This window comes from Streptomyces sp. NPDC058326 (genome assembly GCF_042879855.1).
GTDB lineage: Bacteria > Actinomycetota > Actinomycetes > Streptomycetales > Streptomycetaceae > Streptomyces.
In genome coordinates, this window is record NZ_JBHVZO010000023.1 from 25,105 (window position 1) to 44,376 (window position 19,272).

The 19,272-nt window shown below is 73.0% G+C and carries 27 protein-coding genes; 1 reads left to right on the forward strand and 26 read right to left on the reverse strand.

Translation table 11 applies throughout. The annotated features are described in order from the left end of the window. Positions 1-7: 7 nt before the first annotated feature. The 18 genes from ACFVYX_RS31195 to ACFVYX_RS31280 form a co-directional block, all read right to left on the reverse strand. Positions 8-565: a hypothetical protein gene (locus tag ACFVYX_RS31195; protein ID WP_389684832.1), complete on the reverse strand. Its 558-nt coding sequence runs from the start codon at positions 563-565 to the stop codon at positions 8-10. A gap of 9 nt (positions 566-574) precedes the next feature. Continuing rightward, positions 575-760, reverse strand: coding sequence for a hypothetical protein (locus ACFVYX_RS31200; RefSeq protein ID WP_389684833.1), 186 nt, complete (start codon positions 758-760; stop codon positions 575-577). A gap of 29 nt (positions 761-789) precedes the next feature. Then, positions 790-1,044: a hypothetical protein gene (locus ACFVYX_RS31205; protein ID WP_389684834.1), complete on the reverse strand. Its 255-nt coding sequence runs from the start codon at positions 1,042-1,044 to the stop codon at positions 790-792. After that, entirely contained in the window at positions 1,041-1,481 is a 441-nt protein-coding gene (locus ACFVYX_RS31210) for a hypothetical protein (protein WP_389684835.1), read from the reverse strand. Before ACFVYX_RS31210 ends, ACFVYX_RS31205 begins: the two co-directional genes overlap by 4 nt. Continuing rightward, complete coding sequence (locus tag ACFVYX_RS31215; protein WP_389684836.1) at positions 1,478-1,912, reverse strand: GGDEF domain-containing protein; 435 nt, start codon at positions 1,910-1,912, stop codon at positions 1,478-1,480. The genes ACFVYX_RS31210 and ACFVYX_RS31215 overlap by 4 nt, the downstream gene beginning before the upstream one ends. A 472-nt stretch (positions 1,913-2,384) precedes the next feature. Continuing rightward, on the reverse strand, positions 2,385-2,927 hold the full coding sequence (locus ACFVYX_RS31220) for a hypothetical protein (RefSeq protein ID WP_389684837.1): 543 nt from the start codon (positions 2,925-2,927) through the stop codon (positions 2,385-2,387). Beyond that, complete coding sequence (locus tag ACFVYX_RS31225) at positions 2,924-3,337, reverse strand: hypothetical protein (protein ID WP_389684838.1); 414 nt, start codon at positions 3,335-3,337, stop codon at positions 2,924-2,926. Before ACFVYX_RS31225 ends, ACFVYX_RS31220 begins: the two co-directional genes overlap by 4 nt. Continuing rightward, a complete protein-coding gene (locus ACFVYX_RS31230) occupies positions 3,334-3,714 on the reverse strand; it encodes a hypothetical protein (RefSeq protein WP_389684839.1) in 381 nt (126 codons plus the stop codon). Before ACFVYX_RS31230 ends, ACFVYX_RS31225 begins: the two co-directional genes overlap by 4 nt. A 102-nt stretch (positions 3,715-3,816) precedes the next feature. Further along, on the reverse strand, positions 3,817-4,662 hold the full coding sequence (locus ACFVYX_RS31235; RefSeq protein WP_389684840.1) for a hypothetical protein: 846 nt from the start codon (positions 4,660-4,662) through the stop codon (positions 3,817-3,819). A 91-nt stretch (positions 4,663-4,753) separates the two neighbouring features. Next, entirely contained in the window at positions 4,754-5,719 is a 966-nt protein-coding gene (locus ACFVYX_RS31240) for an AAA family ATPase (protein WP_389684841.1), read from the reverse strand. Between the two features lie 154 nt (positions 5,720-5,873). Further along, positions 5,874-6,185: a hypothetical protein gene (locus tag ACFVYX_RS31245; protein WP_389684842.1), complete on the reverse strand. Its 312-nt coding sequence runs from the start codon at positions 6,183-6,185 to the stop codon at positions 5,874-5,876. Between the two features lie 116 nt (positions 6,186-6,301). After that, positions 6,302-6,958, reverse strand: a complete 657-nt coding sequence (locus ACFVYX_RS31250) for a hypothetical protein (protein WP_389684843.1) — start codon at positions 6,956-6,958, stop codon at positions 6,302-6,304. A gap of 116 nt (positions 6,959-7,074) precedes the next feature. After that, positions 7,075-7,587 (reverse strand): hypothetical protein, encoded by a 513-nt coding sequence (locus ACFVYX_RS31255; RefSeq protein ID WP_389684844.1) that lies wholly within the window; start codon positions 7,585-7,587, stop codon positions 7,075-7,077. A 17-nt stretch (positions 7,588-7,604) separates the two neighbouring features. Next, entirely contained in the window at positions 7,605-8,033 is a 429-nt protein-coding gene (locus ACFVYX_RS31260) for an RRQRL motif-containing zinc-binding protein (RefSeq protein WP_389684845.1), read from the reverse strand. A 202-nt stretch (positions 8,034-8,235) separates the two neighbouring features. Continuing rightward, a complete protein-coding gene (locus tag ACFVYX_RS31265) occupies positions 8,236-8,454 on the reverse strand; it encodes a hypothetical protein (protein WP_365333675.1) in 219 nt (72 codons plus the stop codon). Between the two features lie 115 nt (positions 8,455-8,569). Then, positions 8,570-8,824, reverse strand: a complete 255-nt coding sequence (locus tag ACFVYX_RS31270) for a hypothetical protein (RefSeq protein WP_389684846.1) — start codon at positions 8,822-8,824, stop codon at positions 8,570-8,572. A 38-nt stretch (positions 8,825-8,862) separates the two neighbouring features. Beyond that, positions 8,863-9,663, reverse strand: coding sequence for a hypothetical protein (locus ACFVYX_RS31275; RefSeq protein WP_389684847.1), 801 nt, complete (start codon positions 9,661-9,663; stop codon positions 8,863-8,865). 44 nt (positions 9,664-9,707) lie between these two features. Next, positions 9,708-10,202: a hypothetical protein gene (locus ACFVYX_RS31280; RefSeq protein ID WP_389684939.1), complete on the reverse strand. Its 495-nt coding sequence runs from the start codon at positions 10,200-10,202 to the stop codon at positions 9,708-9,710. A gap of 226 nt (positions 10,203-10,428) precedes the next feature. On the opposite strand from ACFVYX_RS31280, the gene ACFVYX_RS31285 reads away from it, so the two are divergent. Further along, the gene (locus tag ACFVYX_RS31285) at positions 10,429-10,590 is read left to right on the forward strand and encodes a hypothetical protein (RefSeq protein WP_389684848.1); all 162 of its coding nucleotides are present in this window, start codon (positions 10,429-10,431) and stop codon (positions 10,588-10,590) included. Between the two features lies 1 nt (position 10,591). Here ACFVYX_RS31285 and ACFVYX_RS31290 read toward each other — a convergent pair whose 3' ends face one another. The 8 genes from ACFVYX_RS31290 to ACFVYX_RS31325 form a co-directional block, all read right to left on the reverse strand. Further along, the gene (locus tag ACFVYX_RS31290; RefSeq protein ID WP_071908349.1) at positions 10,592-10,780 is read right to left on the reverse strand and encodes a hypothetical protein; all 189 of its coding nucleotides are present in this window, start codon (positions 10,778-10,780) and stop codon (positions 10,592-10,594) included. 82 nt (positions 10,781-10,862) lie between these two features. Then, on the reverse strand, positions 10,863-13,007 hold the full coding sequence (locus ACFVYX_RS31295) for a chromosome segregation protein ParM (protein ID WP_389684849.1): 2,145 nt from the start codon (positions 13,005-13,007) through the stop codon (positions 10,863-10,865). Positions 13,008-13,089: 82 nt separating this feature from the next. Continuing rightward, complete coding sequence (locus ACFVYX_RS31300; protein WP_389684850.1) at positions 13,090-13,506, reverse strand: conjugal transfer protein TraB; 417 nt, start codon at positions 13,504-13,506, stop codon at positions 13,090-13,092. 21 nt (positions 13,507-13,527) lie between these two features. After that, positions 13,528-15,756, reverse strand: a complete 2,229-nt coding sequence (locus ACFVYX_RS31305; RefSeq protein WP_389684851.1) for an ATP/GTP-binding protein — start codon at positions 15,754-15,756, stop codon at positions 13,528-13,530. A 129-nt stretch (positions 15,757-15,885) separates the two neighbouring features. After that, positions 15,886-16,194, reverse strand: coding sequence for a hypothetical protein (locus ACFVYX_RS31310; RefSeq protein WP_389684852.1), 309 nt, complete (start codon positions 16,192-16,194; stop codon positions 15,886-15,888). Further along, a complete protein-coding gene (locus ACFVYX_RS31315; protein ID WP_236246896.1) occupies positions 16,191-16,667 on the reverse strand; it encodes a hypothetical protein in 477 nt (158 codons plus the stop codon). Before ACFVYX_RS31315 ends, ACFVYX_RS31310 begins: the two co-directional genes overlap by 4 nt. Before the next feature lie 114 nt (positions 16,668-16,781). Further along, positions 16,782-18,599: a DUF2637 domain-containing protein gene (locus tag ACFVYX_RS31320; RefSeq protein WP_389684853.1), complete on the reverse strand. Its 1,818-nt coding sequence runs from the start codon at positions 18,597-18,599 to the stop codon at positions 16,782-16,784. A 239-nt stretch (positions 18,600-18,838) separates the two neighbouring features. Beyond that, positions 18,839-19,198, reverse strand: coding sequence for a hypothetical protein (locus tag ACFVYX_RS31325; protein WP_389684854.1), 360 nt, complete (start codon positions 19,196-19,198; stop codon positions 18,839-18,841). Positions 19,199-19,272: the final 74 nt, after the last annotated feature.

Below are 19,272 nucleotides of genomic sequence, written 5' to 3' on the forward strand. Positions count from 1 at the left end.
CGCACCGCTACGGCGAAGCCATGACCGCACTGTGGACGATCGCGTTATTCCCCAGGGGTAAGTTCACGTAATTCCCCAGGTCCTGGCTTGGGAGGCTAGGTTGCGCCGGGTATGCCCAGGGCGACCAGCAGGGATGAGGAGAGCTGTTCCGCGAACAGAGCCGACCCAGCACCAAGGCGTCGGCGCGGGGCAGGTCGAGGACCTTGTCGGCGATGAGGTCGCTCAGCTCGGTCTCACTCAGGCCGGTGGCCTCGCGGATGGCCTCCTCGCTGGCGCCGTCGGCGTGCATCGACAGCGCGACGGCCTTGTGCGCGGAGCGGGTCGAACCGGCGGTGGTGGGGTTGATGTTCATGGGTGCGTCTCTAGTTTCCGGGAGGAGAGGGAAGAGGTCGGTGAGGGTGTCGGGGTCGTCAGGCAGACCGAGGACGTTCAGGAGCTGGGCCAGGTCGTCCTTGTCGTGGGCTCGGCGGGCGACGGTGCGGGCGGCGGCGCCCTGTTCGTCGTCGGTGTTGGCGTTCAGGGCCAGGGTTTGGGCCTTGGCGCTTTCGGCGAAGTCGTCGAACACGGCGGCCTCCTACGCGGCCTCGGCGGTGGTGGTCGGGCGCGGGCGGCGCTGGGCGAGGAGGAGGAGCTCGCGGTTACGGCGCTGCTGCTCGGGGGTGAGCCGGCGGGGCCGGGGGCCGTCGCGGTGCCACAGCGGCGAGGCCGGCGGCTCGGGGTAGGCCAGGGCGTGGTCGACGGAGTGGTCGGTGTCGCTCACAGGTGCCTCCAGTCGGTGGAGGGGGAAAGTCAGGCGTGGTCCTTGCCCTTGCCGCTCTTGGGCGGGTCGGAGACGAACCGGGCTGCGCCCGGGTTGGCGGCGTTCCAGCTCTCCGCGCACGTCTTGTGCACGGGCTCGCCATCGTGGGAGCGCAGCGGGGTGAACTGGCGGCACAGCACGCACCGCTCGGGCCGGGCGAAGTGCGACGCGTCGCGCCAGTCCAGGAGGTGAACCGGCGCGGCGGGCGGCTCGGGCGGTGCGGGTGTCGTGCGGCGGGTGGTCATGGCCGGAAGCCGGGGAGCTGGTCGAGGACGCGTTCCAGGAGGTCCGGCGTCGGGCGCCAGGGGCCGAGTTGTCCGGTCGCGGGGACCGGCAGGGCGAGCTCCTGGACGTCCCGGAGCTCGAGGTGCCAGGCCCCGGGGAGCGACCACGGCGTGCAGGGGGCCGCGCCGTCGGGGTCCTGGTGCAGGGCGGCGATGCGGGCGATGCCGAGGACGGCGCCGGTCACCAGCTCGCGGCCGCGGACCGCGTGGGCGACGAGCGGGTCCCGCCGGGCCCGGCGGTCGATCTGCCCGCCGGCGTGCAGCAGGACCCAGCCCGGCCGCCAGGGCCGGGGGCGGTTCTCGATCGTCTTGTGTCCGGCCAGGATCGCGGCCGTCCAGGGCTGCCTGATGGTGATGCCCCGGATCCAGTCGCCTTCGGGGAGAGAGGCAGTGCTCATGCGGCCCGTCCCCACGAAGCCGTTCCCGGGCGCCCGGCGCGGCGGCCGTTGACGGACGGCACGGAGGCGTGCGCGGCGGTGGCGAAGTGTGCCCGGCCGGAGTGCTTGCCCTCGTACAGCGCGGTGTCAGCGGCCCGCTGAAGCAGGCTCAGGTCGCGGGAGGCGACCGCGGCCGGGGTGGCGACGCCGACCGAAGCGGCAACGCCGACGGTCCGGCCGTCGTCGAGGACGACCGGGGTGTGCAGCATCCGCACCAGCTGCTCCAGGCGCTGGACGCAGCGAGCGGCGGGCAGCTCCAGAACAAGCGCGAACTCGTCGCCACCCAAACGCCCGACAGCGGCGGCCGGACCGGCCCACGCGGCGAGGCGGGCCCCGAACGCGGCGAGCACGCTGTCGCCGGCCGCGTGACCGAGCCGATCGTTGCTTGCCACTAGTCCGGTCAACATGGTCCGCGTCGACCATGGCCACGACCGCGTTGTCGCCGTGCCGGGCCAGGAGGCGGCGGGCGCGGTGGGTGTAGGCGTCGCGGCGCAGCAGGCCGGTCAGCGGGTCGCGCTTCGTGGCGGCCAGGCGCCGGTGCAGGGCGGTGGCGTGGACGGCCCAGCCGGTGAGCGGCACGGCGGCGGTGGTCAGCAGGAGTACGCGGGTCCCGATCCGGGTCGTCCGGGTCCGCAGCTGTGTGACGGGGTCCATACTGGGGTCTCCCTCTCGTCGTGTACGGGACGGGCTCAGCCCCGGGGCAGGCGCCGGTTTGGACGCCATGACGTCTGCCTCGGGGTACTTCTGTGTCTGGGTGCCGGTGGTCCGGCGGTGTGCTGAACAGGCCGTGAGGGGCCATCGCGTCCGCCCCGCCCCGGAGCCACGTCGGCTCGGGGGAGGGCGGCACGGAGTGCTCTCACGTGCTCAGTAGCCGCGGCGGTCGTCGACGACGTCGGCCGTCTCCACCATCTGGGCGACCAGGCGGTAGATCTCGCGCGCGGCGGCCCGGACGGGCTGCCGGTGGATCAGCTGGGCGGCGAACTCGGTCGCCTTCTCGGCGAGCTCGCTCGCCTTGGTCGCGAGGACCTCCTCGGCCGCCGCGTCACCGGGTTCGGCGGGCAGCTGCGCGAGGAGCTGGTGGACCACGGCGGCCATCACGGCGCTCGCCTCGGTGAGGTCGCCGGTCGACAGCCAGCCCTCCAGGTCCTCCTGGCCGGTCAGGGGCGGGGTGTAGGCGCCGGTCGGCGTGAAAGCGGTGGTGCCCTTCGTCCACGCCTGCAGGAGGATCTGGCCCTGGTAGGGGTCGGCGCCGACCCTGCGGTCTGTGACGGTGTGCACGAGGGCGACCGCCCGGTCGCCGGGCCGGGTGTCGGGCACCCAGGCCCCGCCCAGGCGCTCGATCAGGACGGCGCCGAGGCGCTCCAGCGGGTCGGGCCGCATGGTCGGGTCGGTGTCGGTGGTGGTCATCGGACGGTGTCCTTGAGTTCGTTCTGGACGCGGGAGCCGCGGACGTAGTTGATGCCTTCGGCCATGTAGTGGAGGTCGATCAGGGTGCCGGAGTTGTCGATCCGGTCGCGGAGCTCGTCGAGGCGGGCCCAGGCGATGCGGAGCTGTCCGACGAGCCAGGCGGTGTCGCTGGTGGTGTCCTCGCCGAGCGCGGCCTCGATCGCGGTGAGGCGGTCGGTGTCCTGCTCGCTGGCCGCGAGGTAGGCCAGCGCCCGGCGGTGCTCGTCCTCGGTGAAGAGCTTGTGGACGCGGCGCTCCAGTTCGGCCTCGGGGTCGGCGTCGTACTTGGCGAAGCCGCGCTCCCAGACCAGGCGGCGGGCCAGGTCGTAGTCGTCCCGGTCCGGTTCGGCGCTGTCGGTGCGGTACGTCATCGGGCGCTCCTGTCGGCGGCGGTGGGGGCTTGGTGGTGGGGGCTGCCGGGGTGGCCGATGAGGGTGGCGATCTGCCGGGTGGAGAGCAGGTGGCCGGAGCGGTCGAGCTGCTGGTGGAGCGCGGTGACCATGGCGTCCCGGCAGCGCAGCCGGGTGACCTCGGCGAGGAGCCAGGCGATGTCGGCCGGGGCGTGGGCGATGAACTCCCCGGCGGGGAGCGGGACGTCGCCGCTGGTGCCGAGGACGGCGACCGGCTGTCCGGTGTGGTCTTCGATCAGGCCGCAGTCGCCGGGGCGCTGGCGCCAGGCGGTGTCGGGCAGGGCGGCGAGGCGGGCGCGGATCTCGGGCAGCCGGTCGGCGGCGGGGGCGAGGTGCATGTGGGTGTTCCTCACGCGGGAGAAGAGCGGGCCGGGCCTGGTGGAGGGGGCCCGGCCCGGCGAGAGCCGGAAGGAGAGGGCGGAGCGGGGGCGGTGTGTCCGTCAGGCGCGGTAGACGGGCGGGCGGCTGCCGGCGCGGAGCTCGCGGATGATCGAGCAGGGGCCCTTGGTGGCGCAGTACGCGTCGTCGGTGTCCGGCAGGGCGTTGCCCTGGGTGCCCCACATGTCGCGGGCGACCGCGTTGACGGCGCGCAGGATCTCGCCGTTGTTGGGGCGGCAGGCGCTGTTGGTGGTGCCCACGCCGTTGCGATGGGCGCTGACGATGTGCTGGCGGGCCTGGCGGGCGGCCCAGCGGCGGCTGCTGGGGCCGGTGTTCTCGTGCACGTCGCCACCGCTGTGGAAGGTGTCGAGGTGGCAGGCGGTGCAGTGGTAGGTGACCATCTGCTGCGGCTCACCGCCGCGGCTCCACGTGCCCTCGAACTCGTAGACGACGACCTCGGCACCCTGGATCTCGGTGTGGGCGAAGGCGGTGACGAGGCCGACGCCGTCCGCGATGCCGCCGCGGGCCTTGACGTTCCAGAAGGTGCGGGGGATGAAGTCGTCCCAGCCCTTGCCGTGGGGCCACTTCCCGTACGTGACGCCCTGCGAGGGGTCGAAGGACGCGGTGCCGCTGGCGTTGTCGCGCTTGTACTGCTCGATCTGCTCGATCGATCCGAAGTAGATCGCGGAGAACTCCTCGGACTCCAGGAAGATCAGCCCGTACCCCTCGGGGCGGGTGTCGTGGTCGTTCTCCCGCAGCATCTCGACCATGTCCTCGTAGCCGGGGGTGCCCGGGGCGATGGTGCCGACGAGGGGCAGCCGGTACCGGTCGCAGCTGGTGACGTAGGTGGGGTTGGTCTCGCTGACGTTGTGCGGGGTGCCGTAGGTGTTCGTGATCGTGATGCTCATGCCCGGGGGTCCTTCCCTGATGAACGGCGGGCGCCCGGCGTGGCCGGGGCGCGGCGGGTTGTGGTTGTCCGGCGAGGTGTTGGGGCGCGGCTCAGGCGCGGATCGCGTCCGTGTACGGCGCGGCCAGGTCCTCGAGGTCGTCGTCCTGGTCGTCCTGGTCGCCGCCGTGGACGGTGCAGACGGTGTCCGCGTCGGTGAGGGAGCCGGTGAGCGCGTCGAGGAGCGTGGTGACGGAGTGGGCGGGGGTCCAGGCCGGGGCGGTGCACTCGTCGTCGACGGGGCAGGCGGTCAGCAGGTCGAAGCCGTAGTCGCCCTCGCTGTCGATGTCCGTGCGCAGGGCGAGCTGGAGGCGGTCGGCGCCGAGGGTGATCTCGGCGACGCGGTCGCCGCCGGCGAGCGTGGAGCCCTCCACCCACCGCCACAGCGGCAGGACCGCGTCCCCGAAGATCCGACGGACGAGGAGGAGGGAGCCGAGGCCCCGGTGGCCGTCCCAGCCGAGGTCGGCGCGGCGGGCGTCGCTGGCCCGCTGGAGCAGCGGCTCCAGGCGGTGAAGCTGGTCGGCGAAGACGACGTGGTCGAAGCCCTCGCCCCGGAGGCCGGGGAACGCGGTGACGGCGGCGGCGTGCTGGGCGCGGACGGTGTCGGCGGGCACGGCGCGGTCGGGGGTGCGGGCGGTCTGCCGGATGACGCACAGGGAGACCGGGGTGCCCATGAGGACCGCGACCGTCGGGACGCCGTGGCGGCGCGCGGCCTGCACCAGACCCGCCCTCACGGCGCGCTCACAATGCGTCGCGTCGACGACGGTCGTCTTCTTGCGGGTCAGGCGGGCTTCCAGGACGGTCCGCAGGGCGGCGACCGCGTCGGCCGTGGCGGCCTGGTCGCCGGCTTCGTCCGAGACCACCGCCCGGAACGCGTCGAGCTCCAGCACCTGGGTGCTGGGCCAGGTGGAGGCGAAGGTCGACTTGCCGGAGCCGGCGGCCCCGATCAGGACGATCAGCGCGGGGTCGGGGAGGGTCGTGTCGAGCGGCTGCAGGGTGGCGGTGAAGGTACGGGCCATGAGCGCGAGTTCTCCTGTCGCGAGGGCGGGGTGCGAGCGCCGGAAGGCAGAGAGCGAGGGCAGCGGTGAGGAGGGAGGCCGCCGGCCGGTGCGCCCCGCCCGTCCAGGCGTGGGGGAGGCGGGGCGCACGCGGAGCGGGCCGGGGTGGTTCGGGTCAGTCGCCGACGTCGGTGCGGTACTCCTGCGTCATGTCCCACACGAGCGGGCGCAGGAGCTCGTGGGCCCGGTTCAGGAACACGTTGCGGGCGGTGTCGTCGGTGCTGTTGAGGGCCTCGTCGAGGTAGGACGAGGCGGTCTCCAGGTCCTCGTGGCCGTTGATGCCGGCCGCCTCGTAGCGCGGGGCGGCGGTGTCGAGCTGGCTGATGAAGGCGGCGAGGTCGGTGGCCGGGGGCTGCTGCGCGACGTAGGCGATGTCGTCGGCGTAGCGGCGGATGAGGGTCTCGGCGGTGAGCACGGTGGCGGTCATCGTCGTCTCCTGCACGGTGAGCGAGGCCGATGTGGCGGCCAGGGCCGGGCTGTCCGGTCCTCCGCACCGCCCCGAACTCCGCGTGGTACGCGGGCCAGGGGCGGCACAGGGAGCCGTCAGACCGTGCTCGGCGCCACCGCGTCGAGGGCCTCGGCCGTCTTGCGGGCGCGCGGGACGAGGTCGTCAAGGATGTCCCGGACGTTGGTGACAGGGACCGGCGTCGGGTCGTCGGCGGTCAGGAGCGTGTAGCGGGGCTCGGCGATGCCGCGCTCGCTCTCCTCGCGGCTGTAGTGCAGGACCGTGCCGGGGGCGAGGTAGTAGGTGGCCTCGCCGTTGGTGTAGCCGCGCCACCGGCCGGGGTTGCTTAGCAGCTGGTCGCTGAGGTCGATGCGGTAGGCGGCCTGGGCGGCGCGGCGTGCGGCGTCGTCCTCGGCGGCTGCGGTGACCTGGTCGAGCGCCTCGCTCAGGCCGCCCGGTACGGCGACGCCGCGGGCCTCGGCCGCGCGGGTCTGGGCGGCGACCCGCATCTCGGCGACGTCGGCCTGGGCGAAGCGGCGGCGCAGCGGGGCGAGCAGCGCGTCGACGACCGTGGTGAAGAGGAAGGTGCCGCCGAGCGCGACGGCGCCGGTGGCGGCCAGGCGCAGGTCGGCGTCGAGGGTGGCCGGGTAGTAGGTGTATCCGACCACGGCGCCGCTGACGGCACCGGCCAGCATGGTGACCATGTCGGCGCCGTCGAGCAGGGCCTGGATGGAGCGGCGTACGGAAGCGCGCACAGCGGGTTCCCTTCGGGATGGGTGAGGGCGGCCCGCCAGGCAGCGGGCCGGTTCAGCAAGGTGGTTCGTGATGCCCGGCCGGGCGGCGCGGACGGGGGAGCGTGCGGGGCGGCCGGCTACCGGGACTTCGCGCCGGAGGTGGCGACCAGGGCGGCGACCGTCTCCCAGCCGTGGTGCCAGGCGGAGTCCAAGTGGAAGGCGCCGTTCATGCCGAAGTCGGCGAGCTTGTAGAAGCCGCCCTTGCCGGTCTTGGTGGCGAGCTTCTCCAGCAGGCCCTCGCCCGGGACGCGCCGGTCCGCGGCGTAGTGGGTGCCGAAGGAGATGGCGAGGGCGGTCGCGGCCGCGGCCGGGTGGACCTTGATGCCGAGCGCGCGGGCGCCGAGCCCGGCGACGATCGCCTGCGTGGCCACGTAGGTCAGGCAGTGCTCCAGGCACGCCTTACGGCCGTCGGCCGTGCCGTGGGTGGTCTTCTCCTCGGTGGCCGGGTCGACGTAGGTGACCGGGTGGTCGTCGGACGCGCCCTTCACCCGGGCGCAGAAGTCGCTCTGCACCCAGAAGTCGCCGGCGGCGCTGGCGGCGCGGGTCAGTCCGAGCAGGGCGGCGAAGACGGCGAGACGGTGAGCCTGCATGAGGTGGTCCTCTCGGTTCAGGCGGCCAGAAGGTGCGGGGCCGGGGGAGCGGTGTAGGAGGCGGGGTCGGCGGGCGTGCCGTCGTAGCACTCCAGGCACGAGCCCAAGGTCCGTAAGGGAAGGCAGTGGAAATAGCGCCGGCCACAGGGGCCGGGACACGTCTGGCGAGCAGCCATCGCCTTGTCGAGCGCGGCTTCCTTCGCGAGGGTCATCGGGAACTTGGGCTTCGCCAGGTCGATCCGGTACAGCCACGCGAAGCGCTTGCCGCCACGGCATTCGATCCGGGCGACGGGCTCCGCTCCTCCCGGGCGAAGTCCCATCTCGCGCAGCTGGCGGCGGGTCGCGAGGTTCGCGCGCCCGGCCTGCTTCCACCGGTAGACCGGTAGAGAGCCGTCGCCGGGGTCGTAGAGGTCGACGTCGACCAGGTCCTGGTCCTGGTCGTCCATCACCTGCTCCAGGCGCCGGGCAGCTGGGCGGGGCGCTGCGGGTAGCGGGGTCCGGGGCGCTGCGGGCGGGGCCGGCCGATCCGGCGGCGCGGTCGGGGGATGAGCACGAGCGGTCTCCTCCAGTCGTCGGGCGGGCAGCGCTGCGCCCCGCCGACGTGGTGCTGGTGTCGGCGGGGCGCGGCGGGTGGTGCGGACGGGCGGGTTATGCGGCGAGGCCGTGCGCCGTGCGGTGCTCTGCGGGCGCGGTGCGGCCCGGCCGGGGCGTCTCCGACTGGTCCGGAGGGGCGCCGTGCAGGTGGGTGCCGATCAGGTAGCCGATCAGCAGCCCGCCGATGCCGAAGACCTTGTGGCGGTTGGCTTTCCACCAGGTCGGGGCCGGGGGCTCGGTGAGCACGCCTATGACGGTCGGGGCTTTCGCCAAGACGGGGTCTCCTTGTCGCTCGCGGTTGGGATGGTGCGTGCGGCCGGGCGGCCTGTCCGGTCCTCGCCCGACCCCGTGCGGGACGGGGCGGGCGAGGGCCAGGCAGAGCGTCAGGTCAGCGGGCGCGGCGGGTGCGCAGTCGGCGGGCGGTCCACTGCCGCAGCCGGTCGAGGCGCGTGGGGTGGGTGTGCCGCCAGGCGCTGGGGAACACGCCCTCCTCGGTGGGGAACGAGCGTCCGGCGCCACAGCTGCACAGCCAGAAGTACGGCTCGGGGCGGGTGCCGTCGCGCACGGCGGTGATCTTCACCGGGGCGCCGTCGTGGCGTCCGTGGAAGGTGCCGATGCGGAACTCGGTGTCCTTCAACTGCATGGGATGTCCCTTCGTCAGTTCGGTGCGGCAAGCGGGGTTCAGCGCTGGAGCGGGTGGACGTTGTCCGGTTCGTCGCCGTAGTCGTCACCAGCCGGGGCGGGGGCGGGGATCGTGGCGTGGAGGTGGACCGCCGGGTTGAACTGGTACTGCGGCGGGTGGTTGTGGACGATCGGCCGCAGGCTCAGGCCGCGCAGGGCGAAGATGCTGGCGAGCGCCCACATAAGGGCGGCGAGCCCGGTGGCGGCGGCGCGACCTCCCGCCGGGGTCGCGGACCAGATCATGGCGAGGGATCCGATCCCGAACAGCAGCCAGGCGATGCGGGCTCCGGCGTTGCCGAAGAACCCGCCGACCAGGCCGAGCAGCCCGGTCAGCTGCCAGAACGCGTACAGGGCGGCCGGGGCGACCGGCAGGTGCGCGGCCTGGTCGGCGAGGAACACCCTGATCGGGTGGTCGACCGTGCCCCACAGGCCGCTGCCCTCTCCGGCACCGGACGCCGGGACGTCGGACAGGGCCTTGAGCGTGGCGGAGGTGATGTCGCCGGCGGCGTCCAGCATCAGCACGATGAGGCTGAGCCCGCCGAACAGGAGGGCGGCCTTGATCCAGTTGGCGGCCTCGTGCCAGCTGACGTGCCGGGCCTGGCCGACCTCCTCCCACCGCTCGTAGAGAAAGCCGCCCTCCCTCCAGGACGTCTTCCACGCGGCGCGCAGCCACCCGAAGCGCCCCGTGCCGTGCTGGCTGTCGAGTTCGGGGGCCGGCGGCACGGGCGGCAGCTGGTTGAACAGGTCGAAGAAGTTCGGGTTGTCCTGGCCGTTGACCGGCTGCTTGTCGTTGTGGGTCATGGTGGGGCTGCTCCTCTGCCGGAAGGCGGGTGATGGTGGGCGGGTCAGTGGATGTTGTTGCGGGTGCGGGCGAAGAACGCGCCGCGGGTGGTGCTGTTGTTGTGGATCTCGGTGTGGTGGGTGACCGGGCCCTCGTAGACGTTCTTGGTGACGGCCGCGCGGGCCTTGCTGATCGCGCCGCCGATGGCGGTGGCGGCCATGGCCAGGCCCGCGAACGGCAGGGTGACCATGAGGACCCCGGCGAGGCTGACGGAGGCCAGGCCCTGCAGGACGAGCCAGGCGCCGCAGCCGATGCCGGTGATCCCGGCGCCCACGCCGATGCTCGCGACGGCGATCCCGGCCGCCCAGGCCGGGACGATCCGGTGGTCGGGCTGCGGCACGGGCGGGGTGGTACCGAAGGCCGGCGGCGTGGTGTCGTCGCGGTAGGAGGTGGGGTGCTGCCGGACGGGCTTGCCCGCCCACTCGTCGAGCAGGCGGCGGGCTTCGGCGGCGGCTTCGGACTCGGGCAGGCCGGACTGGGTGGTGTGCAGGGGGTCCATCAGGGGGTCTCCGATCACGCGGGAAAGGGGCGCGCCCTCCCGGGCCGTGGTGGCGGGGAGGGCGCGTGGGGGAGTGGTCGCGCGCAGCGGGGAAGGGCGTCGCCGGAAGTGGTGTCCGGCGGCGCCCTTCGGCGTTGTGCAGCAGGTGGTTTGTGGCTGGCGGGTGGGTAGTCACCGCCCGGCGCCCCGGGCATCCTCGATCCGGCAGCGCGGTGGAGGGATTCGGGTGGAGTTCGTCTTCGATTGCGGTTGGTGCGGCGGGGACAACTACTTCGTCGGCAGGCAGGTCGGCTTCTGGGTCGACAAGTGGGAGATCCCGTCGGAGTGGGACTGCCGCTTCTGCGAGGGGCTCAACTACACGCCCGACCCTCCGTGGACCGAGGCGTAGGTCAGAAGCTGGCGAGCAGTCCGGCGATCCCGGCCAGGCCGGTGTTGATGGCCGGGGCCAGGCCGGTCGCGGCGAGGGTGAAGCCGAACAGCGTGCAGGTCAGCGCGGGGCCGAAGCGGACATGTCCGCCCTTGACCAGGACGACGACGATGATGGCGAGCAGCGCGGCGGCGGAGATGGACAGGGCCACGGGCTGGGTACTCCTTCGCGAAGAACGGGGGGGGCCGGCCGCCGTTCGGGCGGGCCGGCCCCGGGGTGATGGGCGGGGTGGTTCAGGCGTCGGTGAGGCTCTTGATGGCCTCCAGCGCCTGGCGGGGCGAGGTGACCTTCGGCTCGGCGCGGCGGGCGCTCTTGGAGCCGCGCCCGCCTCCGCCCTTGCCGCCGCCTCCACGCCGGCGGGGCTTGCCGTCGCCGTCGTCGTCCTCGTCGGGCTCGGGCCAGAACTCGCCGGGCCGCGGCTCGGGCTCGCTCCAGTCGAACCACAGGCCGAGCTTGGTCAGCTCCTCGGTCTCGTAGTCGGTGAGCCGGTGGACCTCGCTGGGGAACAGGTCGCCCAGGTCCTCGTCGAAGTCCACGTACAGGGCCTTCATCAGGACGGCCCGCCCGTTGTCGAGGACCACGACCGCGACGCCACCGGTGGAGACGCCGTTCTCGGGCTCGGCCTCGCCGGCCATGGCCCGCTCGATCGCGCTGCCTTCCTTGGGGGCGTAGCGGGCGGGGATGGTCGGGACGTCGTAGGCGTTCTCCATGGTGCCCTCCGCCGCCTTGCGGGTGGCGCCGGGCGATCCCATGTTGAAGATGACCGGCCTCGAGTTCTGCCGGAGGTTGTCCTTCATCTCCGTGGAGAAGCCGTTGTGCGCGAACGGCGACTGCCCGGCCGGGTTGAAGCCGATGCCGTACTTGAGGCCCATGACGGTCAGGGCGTCGCCGTCGGCCTGGATGAACTCGCCGTACTCGGGGTCCTGGCTCGCGGTCATGAACTCGTCCGCGTAGACGTTGAGCTGCTTGTAGGGGCAGCGCGGGTCGCCGGGCTTGTAGTCGTGCGGTTTGCCGTCGTGCGCCCAGGGCATCTCCGCCCGGATCTGGCACAGGGCCTTGGCCGCGCGCAGCTGGCGGGCCATGTAGAGCGGGGTGATGCCCTGGCGGTCGATGAACTCACCCAGGGCGGTGGTCTTCTCGTCCTTGAAGCAGGACGAGAGCCACACGATCTGTCCGGCGTTGGACTCGGCCACCATGGTGACGGCGAAGAACTGCGTCTTGCCGCCGCGGGTGACGCCGAGGACCAGGCCGTGCTTGGCGGCGTTCTTGTCGTGCTGGAACACGAAGTTGTGCACCGGCTGGCCGGTGATGCTGAACCCGCACACGTACATGCCCTTGGCGTTAGGGGTGAGCAGCTCGCGGGTGGCGGGGAACTTCGGGGACAGCGGCGGGGTGTCGAACACGCTGATCAGGAACTCGGACCCTTCGACCAGGACGAAGACGCGGCTGTCGTCATCGGGCAGGCCCAGGCCGCGGCAGACCTTGGACAGGTCGATGCGCGGAGTCTCGGTGGAGTCGGCCATCCGCGCCCGGTAGAACGTCACCCCGCGCTCGTTGTCGCGGGTGGTGTGGACCAGCTCGGAGCCGGGGGCGCCGCCCTTGGGCGAGCCGACCTTGTCCGTCCACTTCTCCTGGTCGGTCGGCTTGGTGCGACGTCGCTGGTTGGCGTCGGGGGTGATGTGGGCCTCCATCCAGCCGGGGCCGCCCTGGCGGCCGGGCTGGATGGCGACCTCGGAGAGCACGACGTCGCTGGAGGGCACCGCGAACGGGGCGGCGACCGCGGCCTCGGTGAGGCCGGTGATCGGCCGTCCGGTCTCCGAGGCGCGCAGCAGGATCGTCAGGTCGTGCCGCTGCCCGGGGTGCCGGGTGGCCTTGACGACGTGGGTGCGGCCGGGCATCCCGGCGTTCTCCCACAGCATCCGCACCTCGCGGGTGAGCAGGTCCGCGCCGTCGTCCACCACCGGCGGGGCCACCGGCTCAGGGACTTCGGCGGGCGCCGGCTGCGGGGCGGGAGCGGCGAGGGCGGGACGGTGGCGGCGGCGGGAGTGCCGGGAGTAGGGCAGCACCAGCAGGCCGAGCGCCGCCCATCCGGCGGCGAGCAGCCCGTCCATCCCGTACGGCCCCCAGCCGATCGTGTTCTTGGCGGCGACGTCGACGGCGGCGGCCAGGACCAGCGGCGTCCAGCGCAGGATCTTGCGTCCGGCGCCGGTCTCGTCGCTCTTGGCGGCGAGCACCCAGCCGCCGATCCCGGCCGCGCCGGCGAGCTGCACGACCTGGTTGACGGGGCTGTCGGGGTAGAGGTTCGGGGCCACGGCCAGCACGGGCGCGGCGAGGGTGTAGGCGAGGCGTTCGAGCGTGACACTGCGCGGCGTGGCCACCGAGCTTCTCCTTCAGGGGGAACGGGCACGGGCGGCCCCGCTGGTGTGCGGGGCCGCCCGTGGCGGGGTGGGGGAGTAGGGGTCAGCGGTTGAAGAACCCGGGCCGGGGCGTCTTCTCGCGCCGGCCGGAGCGGATGTCGTCCAGCGCGCCGTAGAGCCGGGCGTGGGTGCGCCGGGTCTGGTGGGTGAGCTCGGCGGTCTCCTGCGCGGTGTCGGAGAGCTTCTTGACCTGCACCCCGGCGCCGCCAAGGGCGACGGCGACGTTGCTGGTCAGCTCCACGAACTTCGCGTCCAGTCCGGCGTTGTCGATGTCGCGGGCCACGTCCTCGGCCCGCTTGGCGTTCCTCCGGACGCTGCGCACGAGCTCCTCGAGGCCGAGCCCGGCGTCGTCGAGCGCGCGCCCGAGGGCGTCGAGCTTGGCCTGGACGGCCTTGTAGCGGTTGTCGCCGTCGGCGACAGCGGGCGCCGAGCCGCCGGTGTTGGGTGCGAGATCACTCATTGGCGGGTGTCCTCCTTGCTTCTAGTCGTGGTGAGCGGCGGCCGACGCGTACGTCAGGCCCGCGTCTTCCTTGGCGGCCATGTCCTCGCCGTACACGCGGGCGACCATGCCGGCCGCGAGCTTGGCGGCCTCCAGGGCCAGCCCGCACTCGGACGCGCACCGTTCGGCCTGCTGCTTCATGCGGGCCGCGGAGTCGGCCAGGTCCGAGATCAGCTCGGTGACCTGGGTGCTGACGTTGTGGTCGCCGACCAGGTCGGTGGCCATGTCCCGCAGGGCGTCGGCGACCTGGTCCAGGGCCTCCGCGAGGGCTTCGGCCCGCTCCTGGTCGGAGGCGGCCTGGATGGCGATGTTCGCCATCTCCATCAGGTACTCGTCGAACGTGATGTCCGTGCGGTGCTGGGCGGCCAGGCCGCCGCTGCCGGACGGCCTGCTGACCTGCGAACTGCTCACGCTGCTCCCTTCCGTGACTGTCGGCCGGCTGGTGCCGGGCCGGGCGGTGTGCGGCTCCGGCGCGGGCGGCAGGCCCCGCACGCCGGTCGTGACGGCCGCGGGTCCGTCGGGGACGATGTCGGCGTCGACGATGTCGTCCTCGCCGCTCGTGGTGCCGGTGCGCGGCGGGCGGGTGGGACGGTCGGGCCACTCCACCGTCGGCGTGGAGTCCTCCGCGCCGAACGGGCTGTCCGACCTGCGGCCGGAACGACCGGAGCGTCCCGTACGACCGCGTCCCGCCCGGCCGGTGCGACCGGCTCGGCTCGTACGTCCGCGCCGTCCGGCCCGGCCCGTTCCGGCGGTGCGCCGGCGCCGGAACCGACGCCGCTTCTTCGCGCCGTCAGACGCCCCGTCACCGGCCTTGGAATCCTTGTCCGGCTCGTCGCCCGACTTGCCGTCCTTCGCGGCGCCAGAGGCCCCGTCAGGGCCGTCCTTGGCCGTCTTGGAGTCCTTCCCGTCGGTGCCCTTGGCCTTGGAGTCCTTGGTGTCCTTCTCCTTGGTCAGGCTGACCTTCTCCGCCCCGGCCGCCTTGGCGTCCTTCGCTTCGGCCGCGGCCTTCGCGTCGGCGCGGCGCTTGTCGAAGCGGCGCTGGGCTTCCTCGCCCAGGGCCTGGCCCAGCGTGGTGCGGCCCGGGTCGGCCGACGCCGCAGCTTCCCGCTTCGCCTTCCGCGCATCCGCCCGCGCCGCCCTCTTGGCGCGGCGGTCCTCCCACGCCTGCTGCTTCTGGGAGCGAGCCTGGTCGCGGTCCTTGGACCGGTCCGCGACGTCGGCGGCGTGCCCGGCGGTGCGCCGTTCCTGCCGCCCGGCCTGCCGGGCCCCGGCGCGCTCCTGGCGGCCGCGGGCCCGCTCGGCACGGGGGCTGGACGCCGGACCGCCGCCGTCGGCCTTGGAGTTGCCGCTGCGACCGGAGCCGCCAGAGCCCGTCTGAGAGCCTTTCGATCCCCCGGACGACCCGTCGCGCCCGGAACCGGCTGCGCGGCCGCCAGAGCCCCGTTCGGAGCCCTTCGCGCCGCCCTTGCCGCCTCCGCCGCCCCCGGTCACTCCGGCCCCCGAACGGCCACCAGGGCCGCCGGAGTTGGAGCCGCGCGACGGCCCGGTCCGGTTCGGCCCGGCGCCGGAATTGGTGCGGGAGGGCCCGCCACCGCCTCCGCCGCGCGAGGAGCCGCCACCGCCGCCGGCCTTCGAGCGGCCCTTGTCCGTCCCCATCCCGGAGCCGGACGCCGAGCCGGACGCCTTCGTGCGGTCGGCGTCGGCCTTTCCGCGCGCCGCCGCCTTGTCGCCCTTCGCTCTCATCATCGCGGCGTGGAGCTTTCCGTTCTGCTCCATCATCGCGACTTCCTGCGCGGTGCGACCCTCGATCAGCGCAGCCTGCCGCGCTATTTCAGCCTCACGGAAAGGCGCTTCGCTTTCGTGATTGGCCCGCGCCATTTCCAGCCGGAATTCCAGCCAGTCACCGAGGCGGTCGGCGAGAGAGCGGCGCTGCTCGTATTCGCCTTCCTCGTATTCGCCTTCGGATTCCTCGACTACCGGCGGGGCGATTCCTTCGGAACGCATCGCCAGTGCGGGGTCCGGAGCCGCCGGAACTGCGGGGAGTTCCATGGTGGTCTCCTCCGGGGTTTCCGGGGGAGCCTCCGGGACGTCTTCCGGCGGCGGAATGGTGTCGATGAAATCCGGGATCGGCGGCAGCTCGTAGGTGGAATCACCGCTCCACGGGCCGTGGACCAAGGTCCCGCCGTCGGTCTCGTCGGACTCGTCGGACACGGGGCACCTCCCCTCCTGGGGACTTGACAGACAGTGGGGTCTCGTGTGCACGCGCGTGCACGTGCACGTGTGCACGCTTTACGCGCGCGAGGCCCCGCCGGAGCCCGGCGGGGCCTTCGTTGGTGACGGTCAGTTACGCGGGCCGTGCTGCTTCAGGACGGTGTCCGCGTACTGCATGAGGTGGTCGAACAGCCGCGGGTTGCCCGCCTGCCGCTTCTCCAGCACCAGCTTGAAGAGGCGGCAGACCAGCGTGAATGCGGCGAGGACATCGCTGCGACCGGCTTTCACTTCCCGGGTGATTTCAGTCCGGGTGACTCGGAGCCAGAATTCCATCCGGCCGGTCTCTCCGCGACTTTCGATCGCCTTGCGCTCTTCTTCCTGCAGCCAGCCGTTCCGCCCTTGAATGGAGCGTTCGATGCTGCTGAGGGGGCGCGTCACGCCGACTCCCGACCGAGGTCGTAAATCGACTTAGGGGCACTGTACCCGGAATTCTGCGGCTGCGCACCCTCCTGCGGCGGATTCGGCGCGGCCTGGAGGACCGGCGGGTTCTTCTTGCGGTGCTTTTCCAGCTCCTTTTCCTTCCTTTCCTTGGCCGTATTCACCACGGCCTCGTCGTGGGCCCGGCGCTTGTAGGCGCTCTTTTCCAGGCCGGCGGTCAGGTTGTTGAGGTTCTTGAGCACCTGCCCGAGGGCCTTTTCCACGGGCATGGCGCGCAGCCTGGCGTGGTACCAGCGGTCGCCCTCCACGTGGGTGTCGCGCAGGTGGACGCGGGTCTCGTGGGCGAGGGTCTCCAGGTTCTTGCCGATGTCCAGCAGGACCCGCTGGACGTCGGCCAGGTACCGGGCGGTGGCCTCCGGGCTCTGCGCGACGTCGCGCAGGGGGGAGTAGTTCGGGTCGTTGTTGCTGTTCACGGCAGGGATTCCCTCCTGGTGTACTGATGGGGCTGTGACTGCTTCCGGCAGTCGCAGCGAGGGCCAGCCCGCTTCCTTCGGGCTGGCCCTCACTGGTGTGTGCCGGACGGTGGATCAGGGGCGGTAGCCGCTGGCGAGCAGCTCGGCCGCCTCCTGGCGGTACTCCGAGGCCGTGCCGGGCGAGACTTCGAGCTCGCGCTGGATGTCGGAGAGCGGCAGGTTGACCGCGACGCCGCCGGCCTTCTGGAGGATCAGCCGGGCGACCTTGCGGACCGCCCGCTCGCGCGGGGAGAGCTTCGCGGCGTCCTCGGCTTCGACCGCGCGCCGCTCGATTTCGGCGGCGGCCCGCCGCGTTTCGGCAGCACGCCGGTCCGCTTCGGCAGCGGCCTCGCGGGAGCGCGCGGCGTCGGCGAGAGCGGCCTCCCGGCGGCTGTCCTCCTCCGCCTTCTTGCGGTCGACTTCGGCAGCGGCGCGCCGCGTTTCGGCAGCGGCCTTCTCCGTTTCGGCAGCGACCCGGTCCGCTTCGGCAGCGGCCTCGCGGGCCTCGGCGATGGCCTGGGTCTCGATGGCCTGAGCCTCCGCCGCGGCGACCCGGTCGGCCTCCGCCGCTTCCTTCCGCTTCGCGGCTGCCTGGCGCTCCAGCTCGGCCGCCTCCAGGTCGGCGGCAGCCGCCGCCTTGCGCGCCTGGGCGATCCGCTCGGTCTCGATCGCGCCGGCCTCCGCCGCCGCGACCTTGTCCGCCTCCGCCGCCACCCTGCGCTGCTCGGCCGCCTTCCGCTCCAGCTCGGCCTTCGCCAGGTCCGCCTCGGCCGCCGCCTTGCGCTCCTCGGCCTCCAGGCGCTCCGCCTCGGCCTCGCGGGCGCGGGCCTCGGCGACCACGGCCTTGTCCAGGGCTTCCAGCTCCAGCTCAGCGGCCCGCTCTGCGGCGCTGACCTGGGCTCGGGCATGAGCTCGGGCCTGGCCGGTCTGGCCTTCGACCTCCGCCTGGACCAGGTCGACCTCGCCCTTGGCGCGCAGCCGCTCGGCCTCCGCCTTGGCCTTGGCGACCTCGCTGCGGGTCTCCGCCTCCAGGCGGCGCCGCTCGGCCTCCGCCTTGCGCTCCTGGGCCGCCCGCTCCTGGTCGTCGGGCATGGCCAGGGCCTGGGCGACGGTGTAGCCGTACGGGGCCATCTTCATCGGCAGCAGCTCGTCCTCGCTGGCCTTGGCGATGTCGCCCTTGTACTTGCGCTTGAGCCACTGCTCGTAGGCGATGAGCTCCTGCTGGCGCTGGATCATCTCCGGGTAGGAGGTGACGTTGTGCAGGCGCATCCGGCGGTAGAACCGCGGGGTGGCGACGGGGGAGAGGAGCCAGCGGTGCAGCGGGATCCGGTCGGTGACCGTCCCGGCCTCCAGCCTGGCCTTTTGGATGATCAGGCGGCGGGCGGCCTCCACGCCGATCACGAACAGGACCGGCATGACGCCGTGGCTGGCGGCCTTCACCGGGTCGGCGGCGATCTGGCCCTGTGAGCTGGCGTTGAACCAGATCGTCGCGCCGGTCATGGCGTGCGCGGCCATCCGCAGGAGCGGCCACGCGGTGTTCTTGCGGATCAGGTACAGGTCGAGCGCGAGGAACGCGATGATCGACGCGTCCACGCCGACCGGGAACCACGGGGCCAGTTCCTGGCTGAATCCCCAGCTCAGGGCGACCTTGGCCAGGGTGCTGTAGGACATCGCGAAGCCGATGACGCCGACCAGTGTTCCGCCGACCGCGGCGACGAGCGACAGCGCGGTCATCAGCCGGTCGCGGGTGGGCTTGATCGTCTTCCGCTTGTCCGGGCTCGAAACGCCTCGGGCCGTACCCGAAACCTTCTCGGGTGCGCCCGAAGCGCGGCCCGGCGGGCGCGAAGCGGGGGTGTCGGGAGCCGCGGTCTGCGGCATGTCGGTGATCGTCATGGGGGCCTCCGAGAGGGGTTGTTCGGGTGTGCGCGAAACGGCGGGGGCTGCTCCCGAAACGCGGCGAGGCGTTCCCGAAACGGCCCGTGGTGCGGACGGTTGCTTGCGAACCGGACACCGGCTCTACCCGCTCCGTGCGCACGAAAAGGCCGGCGGCCCGGGGGGCGGGCGGCCGTACTCGCGAAGCGTCACGGGGCGGGCTCGAAACTGGGATCGGCTCCCGCCGGGCGGGCGCGAAGTCAGCTCGTGTGGAGCTGCGCGCCGTGGCGGCGGAGGTCGTCGGTGGTGATGCCGTAGATCCGGCACTTGTCGATCAGCGGCTTGAGCGCGGTGCCGGCGGTGCGCGCCTCGGGCGATCCCTCGCCGAACAGCCGCTGGGTGTTCAGCAGGTCGTTGATCGCGGTCGCGGTGTGGGCGGCGTGCCGCTCGAGGCGGCCCTCGCCCACCCACTCCTCCGCGATGACGTGGAGGGTGGTGCGCCAGCTGCCGTCGTAGTCCTCGGGGTCGATCGGGGGGACGTCGCTGCCGAAGATCGCGAATGCGGCGGCCTGGGCGGCGGCTTCCGTGCCGGGCTGGAGCGGGGTCATCGTCGTGGCCATGAGGGCCTCCCTCGACTGTGCGGTCCGGGCTGTCCGGCTCCCCTTCACCGCTCGTCCCGGCCGCCGTGGTCGGC

Coding starts and splice junctions, on each gene's coding strand:
- ACFVYX_RS31245 (WP_389684842.1), bottom strand. CDS start 6,185: ATGACCGCCACCGTGCTCACCGCCGAGACCCTCATCCGCCGCTACGCC.
- ACFVYX_RS31210 (WP_389684835.1), bottom strand. CDS start 1,481: ATGAGCACTGCCTCTCTCCCCGAAGGCGACTGGATCCGGGGCATCACC.
- ACFVYX_RS31230 (WP_389684839.1), bottom strand. CDS start 3,714: ATGCACCTCGCCCCCGCCGCCGACCGGCTGCCCGAGATCCGCGCCCGC.
- ACFVYX_RS31325 (WP_389684854.1), bottom strand. CDS start 19,198: ATGGCCACGACGATGACCCCGCTCCAGCCCGGCACGGAAGCCGCCGCC.
- ACFVYX_RS31255 (WP_389684844.1), bottom strand. CDS start 7,587: ATGCAGGCTCACCGTCTCGCCGTCTTCGCCGCCCTGCTCGGACTGACC.
- ACFVYX_RS31275 (WP_389684847.1), bottom strand. CDS start 9,663: ATGACCCACAACGACAAGCAGCCGGTCAACGGCCAGGACAACCCGAAC.
- ACFVYX_RS31260 (WP_389684845.1), bottom strand. CDS start 8,033: ATGGACGACCAGGACCAGGACCTGGTCGACGTCGACCTCTACGACCCC.
- ACFVYX_RS31270 (WP_389684846.1), bottom strand. CDS start 8,824: ATGCAGTTGAAGGACACCGAGTTCCGCATCGGCACCTTCCACGGACGC.
- ACFVYX_RS31220 (WP_389684837.1), bottom strand. CDS start 2,927: ATGACCACCACCGACACCGACCCGACCATGCGGCCCGACCCGCTGGAG.
- ACFVYX_RS31235 (WP_389684840.1), bottom strand. CDS start 4,662: ATGAGCATCACGATCACGAACACCTACGGCACCCCGCACAACGTCAGC.
- ACFVYX_RS31225 (WP_389684838.1), bottom strand. CDS start 3,337: ATGACGTACCGCACCGACAGCGCCGAACCGGACCGGGACGACTACGAC.
- ACFVYX_RS31280 (WP_389684939.1), bottom strand. CDS start 10,202: ATGGACCCCCTGCACACCACCCAGTCCGGCCTGCCCGAGTCCGAAGCC.
- ACFVYX_RS31300 (WP_389684850.1), bottom strand. CDS start 13,506: ATGAGTGATCTCGCACCCAACACCGGCGGCTCGGCGCCCGCTGTCGCC.
- ACFVYX_RS31205 (WP_389684834.1), bottom strand. CDS start 1,044: ATGACCACCCGCCGCACGACACCCGCACCGCCCGAGCCGCCCGCCGCG.
- ACFVYX_RS31320 (WP_389684853.1), bottom strand. CDS start 18,599: ATGACGATCACCGACATGCCGCAGACCGCGGCTCCCGACACCCCCGCT.
- ACFVYX_RS31240 (WP_389684841.1), bottom strand. CDS start 5,719: ATGGCCCGTACCTTCACCGCCACCCTGCAGCCGCTCGACACGACCCTC.